The sequence below is a fragment of the Spongiibacter pelagi genome (assembly GCF_014705705.1).
In the GTDB taxonomy this organism is placed as follows: Bacteria; Pseudomonadota; Gammaproteobacteria; order Pseudomonadales; family Spongiibacteraceae; genus Spongiibacter; species Spongiibacter pelagi.
Map to the genome: position 1 here is coordinate 259,020 of NZ_JACXLD010000002.1, position 22,507 is coordinate 281,526.

23 protein-coding genes are annotated in these 22,507 nt (G+C 50.8%); 22 read left to right on the forward strand and 1 reads right to left on the reverse strand.

Annotated features, from left to right (window positions below):
* Positions 1 to 77: 77 nt before the first annotated feature.
* On the reverse strand, positions 78 to 803 hold the full coding sequence (flgA, locus tag IB286_RS05250) for a flagellar basal body P-ring formation chaperone FlgA (RefSeq protein WP_190763217.1): 726 nt from the start codon (positions 801 to 803) through the stop codon (positions 78 to 80).
* 435 nt (positions 804 to 1,238) lie between these two features.
* Between flgA and flgB the strand changes: the two genes are divergently transcribed.
* The 22 genes from flgB (at position 1,239) to fliF (ending at position 22,483) form a co-directional block, all read left to right on the forward strand.
* Positions 1,239 to 1,649 (forward strand): flagellar basal body rod protein FlgB, encoded by a 411-nt coding sequence (gene flgB / locus IB286_RS05255; protein ID WP_190763219.1) that lies wholly within the window; start codon positions 1,239 to 1,241, stop codon positions 1,647 to 1,649.
* A 3-nt stretch (positions 1,650 to 1,652) separates the two neighbouring features.
* Positions 1,653 to 2,051 carry a flagellar basal body rod protein FlgC gene (gene flgC, locus IB286_RS05260; RefSeq protein ID WP_190763221.1) on the forward strand — a complete coding sequence of 133 codons (399 nt, stop codon included), beginning with the start codon at positions 1,653 to 1,655 and terminating at the stop codon, positions 2,049 to 2,051.
* 11 nt (positions 2,052 to 2,062) lie between these two features.
* Positions 2,063 to 2,728 (forward strand): flagellar hook assembly protein FlgD, encoded by a 666-nt coding sequence (locus IB286_RS05265; protein WP_190763223.1) that lies wholly within the window; start codon positions 2,063 to 2,065, stop codon positions 2,726 to 2,728.
* Between the two features lie 49 nt (positions 2,729 to 2,777).
* Positions 2,778 to 3,995: a flagellar hook protein FlgE gene (flgE, locus tag IB286_RS05270; RefSeq protein WP_190763225.1), complete on the forward strand. Its 1,218-nt coding sequence runs from the start codon at positions 2,778 to 2,780 to the stop codon at positions 3,993 to 3,995.
* 35 nt (positions 3,996 to 4,030) lie between these two features.
* The gene (gene flgF / locus IB286_RS05275; RefSeq protein WP_190763227.1) at positions 4,031 to 4,771 is read left to right on the forward strand and encodes a flagellar basal-body rod protein FlgF; all 741 of its coding nucleotides are present in this window, start codon (positions 4,031 to 4,033) and stop codon (positions 4,769 to 4,771) included.
* 11 nt (positions 4,772 to 4,782) lie between these two features.
* On the forward strand, positions 4,783 to 5,568 hold the full coding sequence (gene flgG, locus IB286_RS05280) for a flagellar basal-body rod protein FlgG (protein ID WP_190763229.1): 786 nt from the start codon (positions 4,783 to 4,785) through the stop codon (positions 5,566 to 5,568).
* 10 nt (positions 5,569 to 5,578) lie between these two features.
* Positions 5,579 to 6,256: a flagellar basal body L-ring protein FlgH gene (flgH, locus tag IB286_RS05285; protein WP_317889707.1), complete on the forward strand. Its 678-nt coding sequence runs from the start codon at positions 5,579 to 5,581 to the stop codon at positions 6,254 to 6,256.
* Positions 6,257 to 6,265: 9 nt separating this feature from the next.
* On the forward strand, positions 6,266 to 7,402 hold the full coding sequence (locus IB286_RS05290; protein WP_317889708.1) for a flagellar basal body P-ring protein FlgI: 1,137 nt from the start codon (positions 6,266 to 6,268) through the stop codon (positions 7,400 to 7,402).
* A gap of 17 nt (positions 7,403 to 7,419) precedes the next feature.
* Positions 7,420 to 7,812: a rod-binding protein gene (locus IB286_RS05295; protein WP_223826131.1), complete on the forward strand. Its 393-nt coding sequence runs from the start codon at positions 7,420 to 7,422 to the stop codon at positions 7,810 to 7,812.
* A gap of 52 nt (positions 7,813 to 7,864) precedes the next feature.
* Positions 7,865 to 9,751 (forward strand): flagellar hook-associated protein FlgK, encoded by a 1,887-nt coding sequence (gene flgK, locus IB286_RS05300; protein ID WP_190763231.1) that lies wholly within the window; start codon positions 7,865 to 7,867, stop codon positions 9,749 to 9,751.
* Complete coding sequence (gene flgL / locus IB286_RS05305) at positions 9,748 to 10,938, forward strand: flagellar hook-associated protein FlgL (protein ID WP_190763233.1); 1,191 nt, start codon at positions 9,748 to 9,750, stop codon at positions 10,936 to 10,938. Before flgK ends, flgL begins: the two co-directional genes overlap by 4 nt.
* A 133-nt stretch (positions 10,939 to 11,071) precedes the next feature.
* The gene (locus tag IB286_RS15685) at positions 11,072 to 12,580 is read left to right on the forward strand and encodes a flagellin N-terminal helical domain-containing protein (RefSeq protein WP_190763235.1); all 1,509 of its coding nucleotides are present in this window, start codon (positions 11,072 to 11,074) and stop codon (positions 12,578 to 12,580) included.
* Positions 12,581 to 12,919: 339 nt separating this feature from the next.
* Positions 12,920 to 14,383 (forward strand): flagellin N-terminal helical domain-containing protein, encoded by a 1,464-nt coding sequence (locus tag IB286_RS05315; RefSeq protein WP_190763237.1) that lies wholly within the window; start codon positions 12,920 to 12,922, stop codon positions 14,381 to 14,383.
* A 126-nt stretch (positions 14,384 to 14,509) separates the two neighbouring features.
* Complete coding sequence (locus IB286_RS05320; protein WP_190763239.1) at positions 14,510 to 14,959, forward strand: flagellar protein FlaG; 450 nt, start codon at positions 14,510 to 14,512, stop codon at positions 14,957 to 14,959.
* 247 nt (positions 14,960 to 15,206) lie between these two features.
* Entirely contained in the window at positions 15,207 to 16,598 is a 1,392-nt protein-coding gene (fliD, locus tag IB286_RS05325) for a flagellar filament capping protein FliD (RefSeq protein ID WP_190763241.1), read from the forward strand.
* A gap of 95 nt (positions 16,599 to 16,693) precedes the next feature.
* Positions 16,694 to 17,137, forward strand: coding sequence for a flagellar export chaperone FliS (gene fliS, locus IB286_RS05330; protein ID WP_190763243.1), 444 nt, complete (start codon positions 16,694 to 16,696; stop codon positions 17,135 to 17,137).
* Positions 17,138 to 17,196: 59 nt separating this feature from the next.
* Positions 17,197 to 17,538, forward strand: a complete 342-nt coding sequence (locus tag IB286_RS05335; RefSeq protein WP_190763245.1) for a flagellar protein FliT — start codon at positions 17,197 to 17,199, stop codon at positions 17,536 to 17,538.
* Between the two features lie 251 nt (positions 17,539 to 17,789).
* Positions 17,790 to 18,866, forward strand: a complete 1,077-nt coding sequence (locus IB286_RS05340) for a sigma-54 interaction domain-containing protein (RefSeq protein WP_223826132.1) — start codon at positions 17,790 to 17,792, stop codon at positions 18,864 to 18,866.
* Between the two features lie 287 nt (positions 18,867 to 19,153).
* Positions 19,154 to 19,345, forward strand: a complete 192-nt coding sequence (locus tag IB286_RS05345; protein ID WP_190763247.1) for a hypothetical protein — start codon at positions 19,154 to 19,156, stop codon at positions 19,343 to 19,345.
* The gene (locus IB286_RS05350) at positions 19,342 to 20,385 is read left to right on the forward strand and encodes a sigma-54 interaction domain-containing protein (RefSeq protein WP_190763249.1); all 1,044 of its coding nucleotides are present in this window, start codon (positions 19,342 to 19,344) and stop codon (positions 20,383 to 20,385) included. Before IB286_RS05345 ends, IB286_RS05350 begins: the two co-directional genes overlap by 4 nt.
* A 13-nt stretch (positions 20,386 to 20,398) precedes the next feature.
* On the forward strand, positions 20,399 to 20,776 hold the full coding sequence (gene fliE / locus IB286_RS05355; RefSeq protein WP_190763251.1) for a flagellar hook-basal body complex protein FliE: 378 nt from the start codon (positions 20,399 to 20,401) through the stop codon (positions 20,774 to 20,776).
* Between the two features lie 78 nt (positions 20,777 to 20,854).
* Positions 20,855 to 22,483: a flagellar basal-body MS-ring/collar protein FliF gene (gene fliF, locus IB286_RS05360; RefSeq protein ID WP_190763253.1), complete on the forward strand. Its 1,629-nt coding sequence runs from the start codon at positions 20,855 to 20,857 to the stop codon at positions 22,481 to 22,483.
* Positions 22,484 to 22,507: the final 24 nt, after the last annotated feature.

Genomic DNA, 22,507 nt, shown 5'->3' on the forward strand with positions numbered 1-22,507 from the left:
CTTCGTCCTCTTAAACTTTTCCTGCCCCATATATCGGCAGTTCAACGCATTTCTTTAGAAAAATAAATTTCTGTGGCTCAGTTGAAAATCACCCGCTGGTTGGATTCAACAATACCTTCTAACTGCTTGCCAGAACTCAAGTTTTTTACCAAAACTCGCTGTCCTAGAGCAGCGTCTTGTAGCGCGATTCCCATCATGCTGACACTCACCGTGCCGTGCTGGCTAATCAATTCAACCCGCTGTCCCTTGGCAATAATGCTATCGGCTTCCACCATATTAGTGCTGATAACTGCCCCTTGGCTGATGGCGCGTTTGGCTTTGTAGCCGCCAGCACCATCTAAATTGTTCAAGTAGCCATAGCTTAGGGTGGCAATATCACGTTCGCTCCAGCTAATGTCACTCTCGCTAATCCGGGTGCCGGGTGGTATCGGATGTTTTGCGACCATCACTCTGGCGTAGGCAGCGATATTGACTGGCAGGTAGATTTTCCAGCCATTATTACCCGGGCAGCGAATCCCCACTGTTGTTCTGCGTTTAATGCGCGACCCCGGTGGCAAAAAGGCCTCTGGTTTGATCGGGCATTTAGCAAGCTGGGAGCGAGGATCTAGCTGGCCCACCTCAATTCTATTTTTCATATCCCGCCAGGGATTGCGTGCGGCGATGTATTGCCGCGCCACCTCGGCGATTCGCGCATGGCTTTCTTTACTGCCGTCAGCCGCCAAGCTAGTAGAGCTTACTGGCAAGGCTAGCAGGGTAAAGAGCAGGGTAATTAAAAGCTGACCCTTGCGCGGTGTCTGTTTCATCACAGTGTTCATCGTCGATTTCGGGCGTCACCGCATTTTGGTGAGGCCGTAGTCATCTCCATTGGGTTTGCTGTGGCCAAAAAAATGTCATCTGCTCAAGTGGTAGCAATGGCCGTGCCAGTTATAGGGTGTCAATGCGGACTCGACCTGTGGAATATACGTATAAGGCGATTTTTGGCGGCTTAATTGCGCTGTTTTTGACGGAAGATTAGGTGCCTTATGGGTGCGTGTCCGCTTTTTTAATGGATTGTTTAAAGCGGCAATGCATGGCCGTTAGGGTGACAGAAAAATGTCACTATATTCGTATCTATATGAAATTATTAGAAAAATAAAAATGGCATGGCAGTTGCTTTATCCAGCCTGAAGAAACGGTTTTTTGTCGATAAGCCTTAATTTTATTGTCGGCACTAAACAAAAAAACTTTAGGTGAATGATATGGCAATTAATTTTGACAAGGCATTGGGAGTACATCAAAGCGCCTTATTTGTACGCCAGCAGCGCAGTGAATTGCTGGCGACCAATATCGCTAATGCCGATACCCCCGGATATAAAGCGCAGGATATCGATTTCCGCGCCGCCCTGTCTCAGGCCAATGTTCAGCAAGGTGGTCTGGGGCTGGATAGAACCAGTGCCAATCATATTGATATTCAAGCGGGTGCTGATCGTCCCTTTGCCGCGCAAGTGCAATACCGCATTCCAACGCAACCGAGCTTAGATGGCAATACTGTGGAATCCCATGTTGAAGAAGCCGCTTTTGCCGATAACGCCATGCGCTATCAGGCCACGCTGCAGTTCTTGGGTGGTCGCTTCAGCAGTCTTAAAAACGTGATTCAAGGAGGCCGATAAGTTATGGCTAGCCCAATGGATATTGCGGCCTCTGCAATGCACGCCCAAATGATGCGTCTGAATACCGTGGCCAGCAATCTGGCCAATGCTGAAACGCTGAGTAGCAGCGCTGCCGACGCTTATCGCTCAAAACAGGTGGTGTTTTCAGAACTGCTAGATAACCAGCGAAACAATGCTGGTGTGGCGGTTTCACAAGTCGTTGAAAGCAACGCAGAAATCCCCAAGCGCTATGAGCCCGGTCATCCACTGGCGGATGAGAACGGCTATGTCTACGGCTCAAACGTTAATACCGCAGAAGAAATGGCCAATATGATCTCGGCGTCTCGCGCTTTTCAAAGCAATGCCGAAGTTTACAGCACAACAAAAACTCTGATGCTGCGCACACTGCAGCTCGGCAATTAATACGAGGTTGAATGATGGAAATTCGTACCCTTGAACAACTGCAAGCCAGTCAGGCGGCGACCACCAAGAAAGATGCGTCGAGCTTGGGTCAGGATGATTTTATGACCCTGATGCTGCAGCAGTTAAAAAACCAAGATCCGTTCAAGCCTACGGATAACACTGAGTTCATCAGCCAAATGGCGCAGCTGACTCAGGTGAGCAGCATCAGTGAGATGAATGAAAATCTGGCTGGCCTGACTGGCTCGATGTATTCCAGCCAGCTTTTGGATGCCTCTTCGCTAATCGGTAAAGACGTACTGATCAACTCCAGCACCGCGTACTACAACGGCAGCAATGATGTGTCCGGTCAGGTAGAGCTGCCGGTCAGCACCCAAGCCTTAAACATCGAAATTCTCAGCCCAAGCGGAGAAGTGGTTGCCAAGTTACCTATGGGTCCACAAACCGCAGGCGCGAGCAGTTTTAGCTGGGATGGTACCGGTCTGGATGGTGAAGTCCTGCCACCCGGTAACTACGTCATTCAAGCGTCTTATCTCAACGGCAATACATATCAAGCGCTGGAAACCCAGGTTCGCAGCCCGGTGAAAAGTATCAGCGTATCAACGGCGGGCGGTAGCCCAATGGTTCAACTTGAAGGATTGGGAAGCGTCAGCATTACCGATCTGGCAGAAATTAGCTGAGGCGTTTTACGCACGGCAATAACCGCGGAAATCGCATAGGAGAGTAGTTATGAGTTTTCGAATTGCACTGAGTGGTCTGAATGCAGCCTCATCTCATCTTGATATCACGGCGCACAATATCGCCAACGTGAATACCACGGGTTTTAAAAGCTCGCGGGCTTCCTTTGCCGATGTTTACGCCACCGCTAACAACGACGTCACCGCTACCACGCCCGGTGCCGGTGTGCGTCTGAACACCATTGCCCAGACATTCTCACAGGGCAATATCGACTTTACTGACAACAACCTCGATTTGGCGATCAGCGGTGAGGGTTTCTTCACCATGAAAGGTCCCTCTGGTGTGAACTACACCCGCGCTGGTTCTTTCAGTGTTGACCGTGAAGGTTTCGTTGTTAACTCCAATCTGGAAAAACTACAGGTGTTTCCACCTTCAGTAGACGGTTCTTTCTCGACCGGCTCTTTCCAAGATCTGCAATTGCAGGTAAGTGAGAACGCACCACAAGCGACAGTGGATGGTGAAATCGGGGTAAACCTGCCAGCCAATGCGCCAGTGCCTGCGGCGACGCCTTTTGATCCATCGGTATCAAATAGTTACAACCACGCCACCTCAATGACTATCTACGATTCATTGGGCGCAACCCACAATGCCACCCTGTACTTCGTGAAAGACGCTGTGGCAAACACCTGGCAGCAGCACTTGTATGTGGATGGTAATGCGGTTGGAGCTGCCAATAGCATGACCTTTGACAGCCTCGGTAATCTCACCGCTCCAGCGAGTGGTGCTTTCACCTATCCCAGTTACGACCCAGGTACTGGTGCGGCCCCTCTTGATATGACTTTCGACTACTCAGGTACCACGCAATACGGTAAAGAGTTTGGCGTTAACAATCTGCAACAAGATGGTTACACCACTGGCCGTATGACGGGCATTGAGGTTTCAAGTACCGGTGTGGTGTCTGCCCGCTTTACCAACGGTCAGTCTACTCAGCTTGGCAAAATCGCCATGGCTAGCTTCTCTAACCCCAATGGCCTGCAACAGCAGGGCGACACTTCCTGGGCTGAAACCTTTATGTCTGGCGGCCCTCGTGTTGGTGAAGCCGGTACATCTAACTTTGGTCTGCTGCAGGCTGGTGCGCTGGAAGGGTCTAACGTCGACTTAACTGAGCAGTTAGTTGAGATGATTACCGCCCAGCGTAACTTCCAAGCTAACACCAAGATGATTTCAACCTCGGATGAAGTCACTCAATCCATCATCAATATGCGCTGATGCTGAGTTGAGCGACGAGTAGTAGAGGCCCGGATATGGACAGACTTCTTTTTATCGGCATGAACGGCGTCAAGCAGACTGAGCTGGCGCAAACCATCAATGCCAATAATCTGGCCAATGCCAGCACCGCCGGTTTTCGCGCTGATTTTCAGGCGTTGATGGCCGCTCCGGTGGAAGGGGTGGGCCTCGATACTCGCAGCAATACCATTAATGTTGGCAAATCCAGTGATTTTCAGTCGGGACAAATTGTCTCCACCGGCAATCCGTTGGACGTGGCAATTAGTGGAGAGGGTTTCTTCGCTGTTCAGGATTCTGATGGTAATGAAGCCTACAGCCGTCGCGGTGATTTCAAACTCACTACCGATGGCATGTTGCTTAACGGTGCCGGTCAGCCGGTGATGGGTGATGGCGGTCCCGTCGCCATTCCGGAACATCAAAGCCTGAGTATTGGTGCCGACGGTACGGTTTCTATTGTGCCGCTAGGCCTAGGTGCAGAAACGTTGGTAACCGTAGATCGGATTCGTTTAGTGAATCCAGATACCAAACAACTGGCCAAAGGTGATGACGGTTTATTCCGGCTGCGTAATGGCGGACAAGCCGACGCCGATGCCAGTGTCAGTATTAGAACCGGCCATATCGAAAACTCAAATGTAAATACTGTTGATGCCATGGTGAAAATGATTTCTCTGGCCAGACAGTACGAAATGCAGGTCAAGGTGATGAGTAATGCCAACACCCTGGCAGAAACCTCAGCGCGCCTGATGCGAATTGAATAGGAGTCGTGACGATGAATTCATCACTATGGGTAGCTAAAACCGGTCTGGATGCGCAGCAAACCCGGATGCAGGTGACCTCGAACAACCTAGCCAATGCGAATACCACTGGCTTTAAACGGGATCGCGCCTCCTTTGAAGATTTGCTCTATCAGAACATTCGTCAGGTTGGCGGTCAGACCTCACAACAAACCCGTGCGCCCAGCGGCCTGAATGTGGGTACCGGTGTACGCGTGGTGTCCACTGAGAAAATGTTCCAGCAGGGTTCGCTCAGTCAAACCGGCAATAATCTGGATATGGCGATTGAAGGCCGTGGCTTTTTCCAAGTGCAAATGCCCGACGGCAGCATGTCTTACACCCGCGATGGCGCGTTCCAGCTAGATGATCAGGGTCAGCTTGTTACCAATAGCGGTTATATCGTTGAGCCCGGCATTACCTTTCCTACCGGTACCAGCAGCATCAGCATCGGCCGCGACGGTGTTATTAGCGCCACAGTGGCAGGGCAGTCATCCCCGATTCAATTAGGCAGCATCCAGCTGGCGGATTTTGTGAATCCAGCGGGTCTGCAAGCCCGTGGCGAGAACCTGTATATGGAATCGGCTTCAAGCGGTGCGCCGCAAACCGGCACTCCCGGTTTAAGCGGTTTGGGGCGTATCGCCCAAGGTGCGCTTGAGGGTTCTAACGTCAACGTGGTGGAAGAGCTGGTAAATATGATTGAAACCCAGCGCGCTTACGAGATGAACTCCAAAGCCATCTCCACCAGCGATCAGATGATGCAGTTCCTGAACAACAATATGTAAGGTGGCCGCCGTGAATTTGATTAAAACTGCCATTTCACTGTTCGCCATCCTGCTGCTGGCCGCCTGTGCTCAAGCGCCGCAAAAGCCCGATGAAAGCTGGGAAGCCGATGTTGAATCTGCCCAGTCGGATCAATATGCCAACCACGGCTCTGTGTATCAGGCTGGTTATGGCATCAGTCTGTTTTTGGATCGCCGCGCGCGTCAGGTTGGCGATGTGATTACCGTATTGCTGGAAGAAAAAACCGATGCCAGTAAATCCTCCAGCACTGCCACCGGTAAAGACAGCTCAATTTCTGTCCCTACCGTCAATATTCTTGGGCGCAATGTTACCCATAACGGTGTGCCGATTTTAGAAACCGGCGTCAGCAGCTCGCAGGATTTTTCCGGTCAGGGAAGCTCCAGTCAAAGCAATAGCCTGAGTGGCAGCATCACCGTGACTGTGTCTGAAGTATTGCGTAATGGCTCACTGCGTATTCGCGGTGAAAAATGGGTGACGATTAATCAGGGTGAAGAATTTATTCGCCTAAAGGGTATTGTCAGACCCGAAGATATTGCTGCAGACAATTCTGTGCCTTCTTACAAAGTGGCGGATGCCCGCATTACTTATAGCGGCAAAGGCGCACTGGCTGATGCCAATGCCCAAGGCTGGCTGGGCCGCATTTTCCAATCTGTGCTGTCGCCTTTCTAAGGAACTGATATGAAATTGAAAACAGAAAGCGTATTGCTGTTGGCGACCAAGGTGTTTGTTGTGGCCTTGGTTTTCGCCATTATTTCCATTCCTGCTCAGGCCGATCGCGTTAAAGATCTGGTGAATATCGCCGGTGTGCGTGAAAACCAATTGGTGGGCTACGGTTTGGTAGTTGGCTTGAGTGGTACCGGTGATCAGACCAGCCAGGCGCCATTCACCATCCAAAGTATCCGCAATATGCTCACTGGTTTTGGTGTGCGGGTTCCCGACAATGTAAACCCACAATTAAAGAATGTGGCAGCGGTTACTGTTCACGCTAGCCTGCCTCCCTTTGCCAAGCCCGGCCAAACGATTGATGTCACCGTTTCTTCTATCGGTAATGCGGCCAGCCTGCGCGGCGGAAGCTTGCTGATGGCACCTTTGATGGGGGCGGACGGTCAAGTCTATGCGATTGCACAAGGCTCACTGCTGGTCGGTGGCTTAGGTGTTTCTGGCAATGATGGTTCACGAGTAACCGTCAATATTCCGTCTGCGGGTCGTATCCCCAACGGGGCCTCCGTTGAACGTCCTGCACCCAGCACCATGGCGGTAAATGGTGAAGTGCTACTGAATTTGAAAAAACCTGATTTCACTACGGCTCGCCGTCTGGCTGAAACCATCAACGACAGCTTTGGTTTGGAAACGGCGAGTGCAATGGATTCCGCCACGGTAAAAGTGCGCGGCCCGCAAAATGCCGATCAGCGCGTGACCTTTATTTCGATGTTGGAAAGTCTGGAAATTGATCCGGCAGAGGCGAGCGCCAAGGTGGTTATCAACTCGCGTACTGGCACCATCGTGATTGGTGGTCAGGTTCGGGTGATGCCCGCCGCCGTTACCCACGGCTCATTAACGGTTTCTATTACCGAGCGTGTGGCGGTCAGTCAGCCCAATTCATTTTCCCGCGTGGGGCAAACTGTTGCCGCTCCACAGTCGAGTATTGATGTCAGTCAGAAGGAGTCGCGCATGTTCCTTCTTGAGGCCGGTGTAACGCTGGAAGAAATCGTTACGGCCATTAATAAAGTTGGGGCTGCTCCCGGCGATTTAGTCGCCATTTTAGAAGCCCTCGATCAGGCTGGCGCATTGCGCGCTGAGCTGGTTGTGATCTAAGGGGCTGGAGAACAGCTATGTCCAGCGGGCTTACTAATACTATCGGCAGCAACGTCCATGACTTTAGTGTTTTTTCGCAAATGCGGAAAAATATTGAAGAGGCTCCCGATCAGGCGGTCAAACAAGTTGCTCAGCAATTCGAATCCCTGTTTGTACAAATGATGCTGAAAAGTATGCGTGACAGCGTGCAAGAGGGCGGGCTGTTCGACAACAGCAATATGGATACCTATATGCAAATGCATGATCAGCAATTGTCCTTAAGTCTGTCTGAAAAAGGTGGCATAGGGCTTGCAGATACCATAGTGAAACAGTTGGGAAGTGACAAAAAATTGCCGCTGGATTCCGCTTCAAGCCTAAGCGCTGAGGGAATGGCAGTTCAAAACCAACTGGTACGAAAAACAGATAGTTAATGATTCATGGTCGGCGGCAAAAAACTGCCGTTAGTAAATAGAGGAAAGCGGAATGGCTGACTTATTGTCCAACGCATTATCGTCACTGGTGTCGAACCAGCGCGCGTTGGCGACTACCAGTCATAATATTGCCAATGCGGGTACCGAAGGCTACTCGCGGCAAGAAGTCTCGTTCTCTGCTCAGAACGGCACTAGCATCGGCGGGCTGACTATCGGCTCGGGTGTTAAGGTGTCTGAAATTCGTCGCATGTACGATCAGTTTGCAATTTCGCAACTGCGTGCGGCAACGGCGGCCAGTAGCCAATTGGAAGTTCAGCACGATTTAGCTACCCAGTTGGACAATAATCTGGCGGACCCTGATCTGGGTTTAACCGCCTTTTTGTCACAGTTTTATAACTCAATTCAAGACGTGGCCAATGAGCCGGCGTCACTGTCTGCGCGTCAATTATTTTTGGCCGAAGCGCAGACCTTGGGAAATCGCTTTAACGACGTTTCCGCTCAAATCGACAGCTTAGATGCGGAAATTTCTGAGCGCGTGGATAGCGCCGTTGCAGAAATTAACGATTTAACCAGTCAGATAGCTGATATTAATAAGCTGCTCAGCGAGTCCTCTGCGGTTGTGGGTGGGGGCAATAGCGATCTGCTCGATCAACGCGACCAAGCCATTCTCAAACTGAGCGCATTGGTGAATATCAGCAGTGCCGAGCAGGATGATGGTTCTATTAATATTTTTATCGGCCGTGGCGATGCTTTGGTACTCGGCGGTAATTCTACTGAGCTATCTACTATTCGCAGTGCCGAAGACCCTGCGCGCCGGGAAATTGTGCTGGCGAATAATACCGGATTTGATCTGACCGACTCACTAAACGGCGGCAGCTTGGGTGGCGCTTTGAGTTTTCAGCGCGAAATTATTGACGTCACCCGTAACGAATTGGGACGCATTGCCGTTTCGGTAGCAACGGCGCTGAACGATCAGAACAATGCCGGTCTCGATCTTTACGGCCAGCGCGGCCAGGATATTTTCAGTATCGCTGGGCCTCGTGTTTCTCAGCCATCGTCTAATACCGGCGGTGCAGCCCTGACCGCAACCATTACCGATACCACCGCCTTAACCGCACAGGATATTGAGCTGCGTTTTAATGGCGCCAGTTGGCAAGCCTTTAATCAGCAATCGGGCGCGCAAATTACTGGTTTTACCGGTAGTGGTACCGTCGCAGATCCCTTTGTGATTGATGGCGTATCTATTTCTGTTAGCGGTGCGGCGAATGCCGGTGACCGTTTCTATATCAAGCCTACCGTTGATGCTGCAGGCAGCTTCAGTGTGGTGATGACCGATCCCTCACGTATTGCGGCGGCAGCAGCAACCCGCAGCGAAGCTGTGCTAAGCAATACTGGTAGCGCCAAGATCAGCGAAACTCTGGTGGTTGATCCAAGTAATCCAAATTTAATGGATCCGGTATCGATCAGCTTTATCGATGCCACTACCTATCAAATTAACGGCGCAGGTAGCTTTGCCTATACCTCCGGCAATCCCATTGTTATCAATGGCAATCAAGTCACCATCAATGGTATCCCCAATGCCGGCGATAGCTTCAATATTGCGGCCAACACGGGTGCCAATGGCGATAACCGCAATGCGATGGCGATGGCGGCTACTGAAGATCTGAAAAATCTGGTGGGCGGCACCCAAAGTATCAATGACGCGGTGGGTGCGCTGGTCGGCAAAGTTGCCGTCTATACCCGCAGTACCGAGGTCAATCTTCAAGCTCAAGAAAACCTGAAGTATCTGGCCTCTGAGCGCCAAGCCTCGGTTTCTGGCGTCAACCTCGACGAAGAGGCGGCCAATCTGATTCGTTATCAGCAGGCCTACTCGGCGGCGGCGCAGGCGATTTCCACCGCCAATGATTTGTTCCAATCTCTGATGGGTGCCTTTCGATGAGAATCGCAAGTAGTCAAATATATGGCGCCAGTATCCGCAGCATGATGGATCAGCAAAGCCAACTTTCAAAAACCCAGGCGCAATTAGCTACCGGTAACCGCATCCAAAATCCGGCGGATGATCCTATTGGCGCGGTTCGGGTTCAGGGTTTGGGGCGTTCACTGGAGCGCACCGAACAGTATTCCAGCAATTCTAATATTCTTGACAGTCGCCTAAGACTCGAAGAGGAAACTGTTGGCAACAGTATTGAAATTCTACAGCGTGTTCGTGATATGGCTATTCAAGCCAATAATCCGGTACACAGTGAAGAGTCAAAAGGCGCGTTATTGGTTCAGCTTAAGCAGGAAATTGACAGCCTGCTGGCCTACGCCAACACCCAAGATAATGACGGCCGCTATATTTTCAGTGGCTACCAAAATGCAGCGCCCTTTAGTTATGACTCCAATGGTATTAACTACAACGGCGATGATGGACAGCGCCAGTTACTAATTGGCCCTGCACGGACTCTGGGTGACAGCGATCCGGGCTCCAAAGTGTTTATGGGTATTCTCGATGGCAATGGTCGTTTTGCTACCGAACCAGATGCTGCCAATACCGGTGATGCCTATATCGCTCTTGGCGAAGTTGTAGACAACGCGGCCTTTACCGGCGGTGATTTCAGCATCGAATTTATCGACAGTGAAAACTATCGATTGCTGGATGCCGGTGGCGCTGTGGTTGAAACCGGCGTCTATAAAGCGGGCAGCGAATTTACCGTGGCTGGCATGTCAGTGAGCATCTCTGGTACTCCTGCGGCGGGTGATCAATTCCACTTGCGCGCAGCACAGGCCACCGATGTATTCAGCATTTTGGATAATCTCGCCGATGCCTTTGAGATTGCTATCGATCAGCCCTCGGCGCGGGGTCAGCGCACCAGTGCGATAAATAATTCGATCAGCAATATCGATCAGGCGATTGATCACTTGATTAATACTCAGTCAAAAGTCGGTGCCCGCATGGTCGCTCTGGAAACCCAGACCGATATTAATGCCGGTGCCAATATCCGAATTCAGGAAAACCTCAGTGAAATTAAAGATCTTGATTACGCCGAGGCGATCTCTCGATTTAACCAGCAGATGGCAGGCCTTGAGGCAGCGCAATCCGTATTCGGAAAGCTGCAGAACCTGTCCCTCTTTAACTATTTATAGCGGAGGGACGATGAGCGAATTGCGAAGTTGCAGGAGGGCGGAGTGAATAGTGTATGAGTTTCAGCCCGAGTAAGAATTTAGCCGATGTAGCGGTTTACGAAATAGAGTTTAAAAAGTTTTTAGGAGAGTCATTATGACACTTAGCATCAATACCAATATTGCTTCACTGAATGCACAACGTAACCTTCAGCGCTCACAAGATACACTGAGCACCTCACTGCAGCGCCTGTCTACTGGTCTGCGTATTAATAGCGCCAAGGACGATGCGGCGGGTCTGGCGATTTCTACCCGCTTCACTACCCAGATCAATGGTTTGGGCCAAGCGGTGCGCAACGCTAACGACGGTATTTCTCTGGCGCAAACCGGTGAGGCCGCGCTGGAAGAAATTACTAATAACCTGCAACGCATTCGTGAACTGGCAGTACAGTCGGCTAACGCCACCAACTCCAGCTCTGACCGTGCAGCGCTAGATTCAGAAGTGCAGCAGCGTATTGCGGAGATTAACCGTATCGGTTCGCAAACCTCGTTTAATGGTCAAAAACTGCTGGACGGCAGTTTTGGTACGGCGGCTTTCCAAGTGGGTGCCAATGTTGGTGAAACCATTGATGTGAACCTGAACACCGGAGTGAAATCTTCTCAGATTGGTCAGATTTCTTCTGGCAGCACTGACGCTCAACTCGCTGGTATTGATACTTCTGCGGCGCTGACAGATGGCGGCACTCTGATTGCGATTGGTAATTCCGATCCAGTGGCGATTCCTGCCAGTGCAGATTTCTCAAGCAGTGGTCCCGGTCGCGATGCCAATAGCGCCTACTCAAAAGTAGAAGCGATTAATGCGGCCGGTATCACTGGGCTGACAGCATCTGCGCATACCTCGGTGGATCTTGCGTTTACTCCCATTACGGCAGTAGGTTCGGATGCCGGCTATGAGCTGAATATCAATGGCGTAAATGTATTCGACGGTAGTATTCCTACTGGCGATATCACTGGTGGTGATGTGGCTGCGGCCATTAATTTGCATGCCGATGATACGGGTGTCCGCGCCAGCTTTACTGGTGGTGTGCTGACTCTGGAAGCGGCGGACGGCCGCAATATTGAAATCAACCAGGACACCACTGGCAATACTACCCCGCAAGGTATTACCGATGCGGCGGTGATTGCTAATGACGGCGCTTCCGATAGCTATGCCGCCGTGGGTGATACCACCAGTGTGATCGGTGGTAATATCACCTTGTCTGCGGCAGAGGGTATTGAAATCACCGGTGAGACTGCGCGCTTGGGCTTTAACGCGGCAGACGCAACATTTAATATCGCGGTGGATAGCACCACATTGGATTCAGTGTCGGTGACCTCAGTTGATGCCTCTAATGACGCGATTATGCGTATCGATTCTGCTCTGACCCAAGTTAGCGATTTGCGCAGTACCTTTGGTGCGGTACAAAACCGCTTTGAATCGACGATTAATAACCTGCAAAGCATCTCGGAAAACCTGACTGCCTCTCGTGGTCGTATTCTGGATGCAGACTTTGCGGCGGAAACTGCCAACCTGACTAAGGCGCAGATTCTGCAGCAAGCGGGTACTTCAGTCTTGGCGCAGGCCAACCAGGTGCCTCAAGCAGCGCTGAGCCTACTGCAGGGCTAATCGACAATTATTCCCCTGATGGCTACTTTGCCGTAGCCAATAATATAAACCGCGCTTCGGCGCGGTTTTTTGTTTTGGAATAGGCGGCTTTATATAGCGCCCATGTCTTTAACTAAAGATTTTGAAATTACCGCCGATCAGGGGATAAGGAGTAAAAACCTGCCAAATTTCTTCTTAAACGCCCCAAAAATACGTAAGCCTCACGCAAAAATAGGTGTTTCTACGGAATAAAGAACTGCCAGCAAAGGCCGATGTATAGGGTGAAAGCAAAGACCACAACGGTTAGCGCTAGATGAAAAGACGATAGTCTTTTATACGTTCCGTGTAAGGAGAGTCATTATGGCACTTAGCATCAATACCAACATCGCGTCCTTAAACGCTCAGCGCAACCTGCAGCGTTCACAGGATACCCTGAGTACCTCACTGCAACGTCTGTCTACTGGTCTGCGTATTAACAGTGCCAAAGACGATGCGGCTGGTCTGGCCATTTCTACCCGCTTCACCACTCAGATCAACGGTCTGAACCAAGCGGTGCGTAACGCCAACGACGGTATCTCTCTGGCCCAGACTGGTGAGTCTGCACTGGACGAGATGACCAACAACATGCAGCGTATCCGCGAACTGGCTATCCAGTCTGCTAACGCGACTAACTCTGCATCTGACCGCGCCGCACTGGATTCTGAAGTGCAACAGCGTCTGGCTGAGATCGATCGTATCGCCAGCCAAACTTCATTCAATGGCCGTAAAGTTCTAGACGGTTCCTTCGGTAGCGCCGCTTTCCAAATCGGTGCCAATGTGGGTGAAACCATCGGTCTGGATCTGCAAACCAGCATGCGCCTTGATTCAATGGGTTCTATCTCTGCAGCCACTTCAGCTGATCTGACTTCAGCAATGGCGGGTACTGCTGCGACTAGTGCAACTGCAGTTTTTGATGCGAGTGCTGCAGGTCTCTTGTCTAACTTCGGTACCAATGAGGTTTCATTTGATGTCGACGGAATCACAGTAACCCTGACTGCCGATTACACTGGTGATGCAGCTCAGTTGGCGGCAGATATAGGTTCGACAATTGGTGGTGGTTACTCAGTAGCGGCAGATGGTAACAACATAACCATCACTAATTTAACTACTGGATCAGGTAACGCTATCGTTGTTGATGCTTATGACAATGACCCTAATAATGATGGAGCAAGTGCAGTTGCGGACTTCACCGGTAGCGTAGTAAGCACTGATGGTGCTGACGCAGTTGCTGCTGGCGTAACCCTAAGCGATCTGACTATCGCGATTGGTGACGGTGATGCAGTATCAGTAGCGGCTGGCAGCTACACCTCTACCGATGATCTGGTAGCGGCAATCAACACCGCGCTGGGTAGCGATGCAACTGCGGAAGTGAATGACGACGGCACCTTCACTATCAATGCGGGCTCTGAAAGCATCACCTTCGGTGGTACTGATGCGGCCACTCTGGGCCTGAGCGATGCGACAGCCTCTGGTAACCTGAGCGCAGCCAACGTCACCACTGTGGATGCCTCTAACGAGATGATCCGCCGTATTGACTCTGCACTGAGCTCAGTAAGTGATCTGCGCAGCACCTTCGGTGCGGTACAGAACCGCTTTGAGTCAACCATTACCAACCTGCAGACTATCTCTGAGAACCTGTCAGCGTCACGCGGCCGGATTCTGGATGCGGACTTCGCTTCAGAAACTGCCAACCTGACCAAGGCGCAGATTCTGCAACAGGCTGGTACTTCGGTTCTGGCTCAAGCCAACTCTCTGCCACAAGCTGCACTGAGCTTGCTTGGCTAAGCCTAAACCCCGCGCTGCGTAAGTGGCGCGGGGTTTTTGACTCCGATGAGAAACGATAATGATTTGGAAGCGAGGGGCCTGGAGGCTCTTTTGGCGTTTCCGAATTTTATGATGTGGAGGTAAACGATGAACGTTCGCATCGACAATACCCAAGTGGGCAGTATGGGAAGACTCTCCAAAGCAGAGGAGATGAACCCGGCCAATAGTTCGACTTTCAGTGTGGAAAAAGACTTGAAGTTATCGTCTGAAAATCGCGTCCACGCCAGTCAGCCGTCCGCGCCCTCTGTTGAAACGCGCCAGCAAGTGGATGAGATGGCCAGGGCGATTATTCGAGTTTTGGATGGCGAAACCGACGATCTGGAATCCAGTAGCACCATTTCAAAACTTAATGAGCTAATGCGCGACCGTGAGCGCGATCTGGAGTTTTTGATCGATGACTCTACCGGTAAGAATGTGCTTAAAGTTTTGCATGCTCAAAGTCAGGAAGTGATTCGCCAGTTTCCCTCTGAAGAAGTCTTGCGGGTAGCTGAGTTTATCGTTACCGGAAAAACCGGCCTGTTAAACGACCACGCTTGATTTGTCTTTACTTCATAGTTGGCTTGGTACGGTAACTGCATTCATTTAGATAAATGGTCGGAAAAGGGCTGAAATGCCGAAATAAGTCAGTCAAAGCGACAATTTTTTGCCGTTATTGCGGCAGATTTTGTTGGCTGGCATCGGAAATCCCTGATGGTTTGGCGCGCTCACACAGGAAACAATAGTGGTATACCGGTCTGATCTCGCAATTTGATTGCGATACTGAACGTAGGAAAGAGACAGAATTATGTCAGGTTTAACAGCAACAGGAATTGGCTCGGGTATCGATATTTCCAGCTTGGTTAATCAGCTGGTTGAGGCCGAGCGCAGCCCCCAGGAAAATCGCCTGAATCTTCGCGAGGCCAAGGCCCAGTCGCGCCTGTCTGCCTTTGGTTCGCTTAAATCATCGCTGGACAGTTTTCAAAGCAGCTTGGAAAAGCTCAAAAGTACTGAGACGTTTCAAAAACGCAGCAGCCTGATTAGCGACAAAGACGTTTTCACTGTAACCACTGATGCCAATGCCGCGCCGGGCAAATACGCGGTGCAAGTAGAGCAATTGGCAACCCAGCATAAATTAGCCTCCGCCGCATTTACTGATGCCGACACCAGTGTGGGTACAGGCGATTTGACCTTTACCGTGGATGGCGAGTCTTTCACCATCAGTGTGGAAGAGGGCAGTGATTCATTGACGGCAATCCGTGATGCGGTCAATAACGCCGAAGACAACACCGGGGTATCTGCCAGCATCGTCAATGATGAAAATGGCGCACACCTTGTGTTTACCGCAAAAGATAGCGGCACGGCGAATGCCATTAGCATTTCTACAAGCACCGATATTAATGACACCGGCAATTTGGCCAGCCTTGCCTATGACGGTGTTAATCCCTCGGATATGACCGAGAAGGTTGAGGCTAAAGACACCATTGTGATTGTCGATGGCTTTACCCAGACCAGCCCTAACCTAAGCCTGGAAGGTATGATTGAAGGGGTTAGCTTCAGCATTAAAGAGGCCCGCCCCGGTGAGACCATCGATCTTGAAGTAAAGCTCGACAGCGCTTCAGTCACCAAAGCGGTGAAAGACTTTGTGTCGACCTATAACAGCTTGATGACCACCCTTAATAACCTAACCTCCTACGACCCCGAAACCGGTGCGGCCGGTGTATTGCAGGGGGACTTTACCACGCGCAGTATTGCCAGCCGCTTGCGGCAGGAAATTGGCGGCGTGGTTAAGGATTTGAATCCGGAACTGGATTCACTTGCGGAAATAGGGATTACCACCGGCGATGGTGGCCTGCTCGAACTGGACAGTGACCGCTTGAGCAAGGTGATGGACACTAACTTTAACGCGATTGCTGATCTGTTTGGCGGCGACAATGGCTTTGCCACAAAAATCAGTACCGCGGTTGACAGTTTTGCAAAAACGGGCGGAATTCTCGATAACCGCACCGACGGTTTGGAAGCCGCGATTAGTCGAATTGGCACCCAGCGTGAAGCGCTGGACAGACGAATGCTGGCTGTAGAAGCGCGTTATGCCGCACAGTTTAATGCCATGGATTCGCTGATTAGTTCACTGACTACCACCGGTGATTTTCTGACTCAGCAGTTGTCGAATCTGCCGGGAATGACTAAGAAAAGTTAAGCGGTTTTAAGGGTTATTACCTAGAAAAAAGCCATCAAGGAAGCCGTAGAAATGCCGTTATATAGACTAAGAACAGCGGCCTATGAGGAACAACAATGAGCTATTCAGCAGGTAGAGCAACCCAGGCTTACGCCAATATGGGCGTACAATCGAAATTGGCGGCGGCAAGCCCCTATCGCCTGATTCAAATGCTGATGGACGGTGCGCTGGATCGTATGGCAATTGCCAAAGGTCAAATTGTGCGTAAAGAAATTGCCAATAAAACCCAGAGCATCACCCGCGCTATTGGCATTATTGACGGTCTGCGTATGAGCTTGGATCACTCGGTGAATCCAGATCTGAGCAACAATCTTGAAAATCTCTACGACTATATGAATCGCCGTTTGTTATTGGCCAATATCAATAACGATTGCGAGATTATTGATGAAGTTATCGGCTTGCTGCGCGAGCTGAAAGAAGCCTGGGATGCCATTCCGCCGCAAATGGATCAAGGCATGAGCGAAAGTGCTCAGCAGCGTATGGCGGTGGCGAATGCCTAAGATCGACGTCTACCTAGGCTAGGTTAGAAACACCAAAGAATTCTTTAGAGATAGCGACAATGGTTATTCAATTTCCTCCCCGTGAGCAACGTTCAGCTCGACAGCAACAGCTTGCTGACCTTTACGCCTTTAGTGAAGAAATATTGACCTTGGGTGAGCAAGGTGAATGGAAGCAGGCTTTGGCTACCCAGCGCATTCGCCGGGAAAACATGGATGCTTTCTTTTCCACGCCAACCAGTCTCGAAGACAGCGGTTTAGTGAGGCAGGTGATTGAGGCGATTTTGGAGCTGGATCGCAAAGTTTCCACAATGTTGTACCATCAGCGCAGCGAGCTGGTCGAAGAGCGCGAGCAGCAGCGTCATAACGGCCGCCAGCTTGGCGAATACGTTAGGCACTCCTGATTACGGTCTTTTCCCATCCTCTGTGTTTTGCGGATTCAGGCTGCTGAATCCGTAAGGCTTTCCAAACTCCCCGGTTTTGCTTATTGTCTGCGCTGTTATTTGTGCAGTGGGTTTCTACAAATCGGATCTATTTCCCCTAGTTCTGCACGGAATTTTACGTATTAACTTGTCTTTGCGACAACTGCACTATACTGAGAAATAAGCAGTGATTAGGTTAGGGGCAAATGGCAGACAGCTTGCAGGGGGTCATATTGAGCGACAAGCGAATGGATCGGGGTGACAACACATCCTCATCCATGCAAACGGTTGATCAGCTTGTCAATCAAGTTGCGGGGTTTGATACCCTGGTGCTTATCCGTGGTGAATCCGGCAGTGGTAAAGAGGTGGTTGCCCGCAAAATTCATCAAGCCTCTAATCGTTCCAGCCGTCCATTTGTGCCCGTAAACTGCGGCGCAATTCCTGCTGATCTACTTGAAAGCGAACTCTTTGGTCACGAAAAAGGCGCGTTTACCGGTGCCATTGCCACTCGTAAAGGCCGTTTCGAAATGGCAGAGGGCGGTACCTTATTTCTCGACGAAATTGGTGATATGAGCCTGCCCATGCAGGTTAAATTACTGCGGGTATTGCAGGAGCGTACCTTTGAACGCGTCGGTAGTAATGAACCGCGTAAATGCGATGTGCGTATTCTGGCGGCGACCCACCGCAATTTAGAAACCATGGTGGAGGACGGCTCATTCCGTCAGGACTTGTTTTTTCGCCTAGATGTTTTCCCGATTGAAGTCCCCCCGCTGCGCGATCACGTTGAAGACGTGCCGTTACTAATGGGTAAATTTATTGCCAAGTTGCACAGTCGCGGCATGAAATCGCCCAAGTATTCCAAAAGTGCGATGCGCGCTTTACAGATTTATGCCTGGCCGGGCAATGTGCGCGAATTGGAAAACCTGATGGAGCGCATGGCGATTACCCATTCGGGCCAGACGGTCACTGCACAGGATTTACCGCGTCAGTATCGCGTTCTGGATTTGGTTGATGATGACGAGCTGGATGAACGCGAGGATCAAGATGCGTTGATGGATGCGCTAACCATTGGGCGTGTAGTTAATGGTGAAGCATTTGCTGGCTTAGATCATCCTGAGAAAAGTGAGCCGGAGAGAATATTGCCGGAGGCGGGCATCGATTTGAAAGACCATATCCAAAATCTGGAAAAGTGGTATATCGAAGAAGCGCTGCGCCGTGAAGAGGGCGTGATTACTCGTGCTGCTCAGTTATTGGGGCTGCAACGCACAACGCTTGCCGAAAAAATGAAAAAGCTGGGTATTTCTAGCTGACGCCGAGTAAGGCAGTCTGTTTTATCTCCGAGTATTCCTCTTTTACCCGCCGGATATCTCCCTATCTATTTCGGGTAGTGTTGTTCAAGATTTTCTTGTTTGCCAGCCTACGGCCCTATTTCCGCCCGTCTGTTTTTAACGCCAAAAACCTACCGCTAGCGGCTATTTTTCCCCTGCCAAAAAACTGTCGCAGAGTCTAATAAATTAACTAAGCTATTGATAATAAATAGAAAAATATAATGGCATAGCCCTTGCTTAATCATGACTGTAAACCTTAGAGAGGCAGCATGATGAGCGCAACGCCAAACCAGAATTCAAACGCCCCACTCAGTAGTGAACTGCTGTGCAATTTTCTGCTTCAGCAGGAATTGTCTTACAGCGAAGCGGTTTTGACTGAGGCTCTGAAATCACTGTCGCGCTCCGCCCCTGTTAGCCAGAAGTTGAGCGATAAGGCCGTTGTTTTTGGAGGCCGTTCATGAGCAATCTTATTGTTGCTGATCCCAAATCGCAATTGGTGTTAGGCCTTGCTGGTCGTGTGGCTGAAACCAATGCCACGGTGCTGTTGGCCGGTCACAGCGGTGTTGGTAAGGAAGTATACGCCCGCTTTATTCACGCGCATTCTTCACGCCGTGAACAAGCCTTTATTGCGGTGAATTGTGCGGCGATTCCAGAGCAGATGCTTGAGGCAATGTTGTTTGGTTATGAGAAAGGCGCTTTTACCGGCGCGTTAACTGCACATCCAGGTAAGTTCGAACAGGCCAATGGCGGCACGCTATTGCTGGATGAAATTTCCGAAATGGATATTGGTCTACAGGCCAAATTACTGCGTGCAATTCAAGAGCGCGAAATTGAGCGCCTCGGCAGCACTAAGACCATTAAGTTGGATGTGCGCCTTATCGCCACTACTAACCGCGATCTTAAACAACAGGTAAAAGACGGCGAGTTTCGTGAAGACTTGTTTTACCGCCTAAGCGTTTTCCCCATCGCGATTCCCGCATTGAAAGACCGCCCTGCGGATATTTTGCCGCTGGCCAGTTATTTCATTAGCCGTGATCGCCATGTGCATAACCCCGACAATATGTTGACCCGCGAGGCCATCGCCAAGCTGCAAGCCTATAACTGGCCGGGCAATGTGCGCGAGTTGGACAATGTTATTCAGCGCGCCTTGATTCTGCGTCAGGGGCAGCGCATTCAAGCGGAAGATATTCAGTTTGATATTGGTCTGGATTTCAATGAATCGCTCTACAGTGCGGTTGCCAGTACCGATGCTTTTGCTGAGCCGCGCCAGGACGCACCGAGTGAAACAGGCTTTCATCGCGATACGGGTTTGACGGTTGCCGATGAGTTCGCACATGAGCCGCAACTGGACGCAGCGATGCGTGATCAGGAAATGCGTTTAATCGATCAGGCCTTGAAAGAAGGCAAATCAAAAAAACATGCCGCCGAAATTTTGGGCATCAGCCCGCGTACCCTGCGTTACAAAATTGCCCGCCTGCGTGAGCAGGGCTGTGCGATTTAAGGGGGAGTAAGTCATGTCAGATATGCGCGTAGACAGTTTGCTAAATCAGATCCGGGCGATCCGCCAGCAAACCACCATGCCCGGCGCACCCCAGCAAGCGGGAATAAATCCGGTTGATTTGGATGTTCGTCAGACCGGTCAGATTGGTGAAGTTTCACCACGTGATCGGGTTGATTTTGGCGCCATGCTCAAACAATCCATCGACAGTGTAAATGACGCCCAGCAGCGCTCCTCGCAAAGTGCGGCTGCGTTTGAGCGCGGTGATAAAAACGTCACCCTGACCGAGGTAATGGTGAACATGCAAAAAGCCGATGTGTCGATGAAGGCCGCCGTGGAAGTGCGCAATAAATTTGTCGATGCCTACAACGAAGTGATGCGGATGTCGATTTAATCACCCTTGGCAAGCGCCGGTGATTGAATAATTTTTAACAAGTAACGCAATACCCAAATAGATTCTGAGAGAGCAAACATGGCCGAAACCGCAGTTCAAACAAGCAAGCAACCCGGAATGCTGGGCCCGCTGGCACCTTTGTTAAAGAACGATGTGTTGCGTCAGTTGCTACTGCTAGTCGGTATCGCGGCCAGTGTGGCTATTGGCGGGGCATCGGTTTTCTGGATGCAGGGCAAAGACTACCGCACCTTATACGCCTCGGTCGCGCCGGAGCGCGCCAGTGCGTTGATTGATACCTTGACCGCTGCTGGAATCGCTTATCGCCTTGAAGATGCCACCGGCGATATCCAAGTTCCTGCGGATCAATTGCACGAAGCGCGCATTAAAGTTGCCGGCCAAGGTTTGACCAATGATGGCAGCGGTATGGCCATGCTGGAAAAAGAGCAGGGTTTTGGTGTTAGCGAGTTCATGCAGTCTAAGAAATACCAGTATGCCTTGGAGCAGGAGCTGGCGCGCACTGTTGAGAGCCTGCATCAAGTTCGTCGTGCGCGAGTGCATTTAGCGATTCCAAAGCAGTCAGTGTTTATTCGCGATCGCAAGCCACCCAGTGCCTCGGTCGTCGTCGATATTTTCCCCGGCAGCAATTTGGCTCGCAATAATGTAGAAGCCATTATTAATTTAGTGTCTTCCAGTATCAGCGGCATGGCGCCAGAAAATGTGTCGGTCATTGACCAACAGGGTCAGCTTCTTTCTAACCCCGATGAGCACGAAGACGAGCTGGCAGTGAGCACCAAGCAATTTGCCTATCGCCAAAAATTGGAACAAGCCTATGAAGAGCGCTTGGTTAAACTTCTTCAACCATTAACCGGTGTTGGTCGCCTGCAAGTTCAGGTGTCGGCTGATGTGGATTTCACCCGCAGTCAGGAAAGCCGTGAAAGCTGGAATCCGGATAAGCAAGTTGTTCGCAGTGAACAGATTAATGAGCGCGGCGTTGCCAGTCCAGATGAAACTGCGGCGGGTATTCCCGGTGCACTGAGCAATCAACCTCTGGGTACGGCTGCGGCAAAAGAAGAGGCCGATGCCGCGAATCCTAATGCCAGCCGCTCGGTGATTCGCAATTATGAAATTGAACGGGTTTTGAACTACCGCAGCAATTCGGCTGGCGATATTCGCAAGTTGTCGGTGGCGGTCGTGGTCGACAATAAACACAGCCTAGATGAGAAGGGTAAGCCCGTAAGCACACCGCTATCCAATCCAGAAATTCAGCGCTTGATCCTGCTGGTTAAAGATGCGGTAGGTTTTGATGAAGCGCGGGGCGATCGCGTCACTGTGATCTCTGCTGATTTCAATATTGAAAATCAATTTACTGAAGAGCTGGAAGCTCCAGCACTGTGGGAACAGCCTTGGTTTGCCAATCTATTACGGCAAGTCCTAACTGGCCTGGCGGTGTTGTTTATCGTATTGGTAGTACTGCGTCCGGCTATTCGCAGTCTCACTAACCGTCCGGTAGCGGCGCTGGGCAATACCGGCGCGATGGAAGCGGGTATGCAGGGCGAAGTGATGGGTCGTCCGGTGGCCGCTTTGGCCGCACCGGGGCAGGCTGCCGGCGTGAATTTAGAAGAACAGGTAACACAGGTCAAAAGCTCTGTGGACCAAGACCCAAAACGGGTTGCACAAGTGATAAATCAATGGGTGTCTGAACAATGAGTCAAGCTGCGCTATCTACAAAAC